This is a genomic window from Aquincola tertiaricarbonis (genome assembly GCF_000969605.1).
Lineage (GTDB): Bacteria > Pseudomonadota > Gammaproteobacteria > Burkholderiales > Burkholderiaceae_C > Aquincola > Aquincola tertiaricarbonis.
On sequence record NZ_JZUE01000072.1, the window covers coordinates 1 to 1,338 of the forward strand.

1 protein-coding gene is annotated in these 1,338 nt (G+C 71.2%); it reads right to left on the reverse strand.

From position 1 onward, the window contains the following. The coding region (locus VO99_RS31090; RefSeq protein WP_046116151.1) for a hypothetical protein at positions 1–1,338 on the reverse strand (1,338 nt) is incomplete at both ends.

The following is a 1,338-nucleotide window of genomic DNA, read 5'->3' on the forward strand; positions in this document are numbered from 1 at the left end:
CGCCCAGCGCGGCCAGCTGCGCCGCCGTCAGCGTCTGCAGCGCCGTGCCGTCGCCCCAGTCGATGCTGTAGCTCAGCGGGTCGTTGGTCGTGGCCGCATCGCTGGCGGTGATGGCCAGGGTGTAGGTCGCGCCTTCGTTGGTCGCGCCCGCGCCGCTGATCGCCAGGTTGGGCGCGAGGTTGTTGACCGTCACGGTCCGGCTGCCCAGCACGAAGGTGCCGTCCTCGTCGGTGGCGCTGACGGTGATGCTGCGGGACGTGCCGCCGTTGCCGCCATCGGCATACACGTGGTTGAAGCTGCCAGCGGCTGCGGCCCATTGCGCGGGCGTGAAGGCCTGCACCACGCCGTCGCCCCAGTCGATGCTGTAGCCGGTGCGCGCGTCCACACCGGGCTCGGTGATGGCGCCGACGGTCAGCGTATAGCTCGCACCTTCGTTGACGCTGGCCGCGCCGCCGACCGTGGCCACGGGTGCCACGTTGTTGACGGTGACCACCTGCGTGCGGGTCGTCAAGCCGCCGTCGCCGTCGTTGGCGGTGACGCTGATGGTGCGGGCGGTGCTGTTGACCGGGTCGTCCTGGTCGTCGGCGAACACGTGGGTGACGTTGCCACCCAGCGCGGCCAGCTGTGCGGCCGTCAGGGTCTGCAGCGCAGAGCCGTCGCCCCAGTCGATGCTGTAGCCCAGCGGGTCGTTGGTGGTGGCGGCGTCGCTGGCGCTGATGGTCAGCGTGTAGGTCGCGCCTTCGTTGGTCGTGCCGGGGCTGCTGACGGCGAGCAGCGGAGCTACGTTGTTGACGGTCAAGGCCCGCGTGCCGAGCACGAAGGTTCCGTCCTCGTCGGTGGCGCTGACGGTGATGCTGCGGGCCGTGCCGCCGTTGCCGCCGTCGGCATAGACATGGTTGAAGCTGCCGGCGGCTGCGGCCCATTGCGCCGGCGTAAGGTTCTGCACCGTGCCGTCGCCCCAGTCGATGCTGTAGCCGGTGCGCGTGTCCGCGCCGGGCTCGGTGATGGCGCTTACGGTCAGCGCGTAGCTGGCCCCTTCGTTGACGGCGGCCGCGCCGCCGACCACGGCCACCGGCGCGACGTTGTTGACGTTGACCGTCTGCGTGCGCGTGGTGGCGCCGCCTTCGCCATCGTTGGCCGTCACGCTGATGGTGCGCGCCGTGCTGTTGGATGGCCCGTCGGCGTCGTCCGCGAAGACGTGGGTGACATTGCCGCCCAGCGCGGCCAGCTGCGCCGCGGTCAGCGTCTGCACCGACGTGCCATCGCCCCAGTCGATGCTGTAGCCCAGCGGGTCGAGCGCCCCTGCGGCGTCGCTGGCGCTGATGGCCAGGGTGTAGG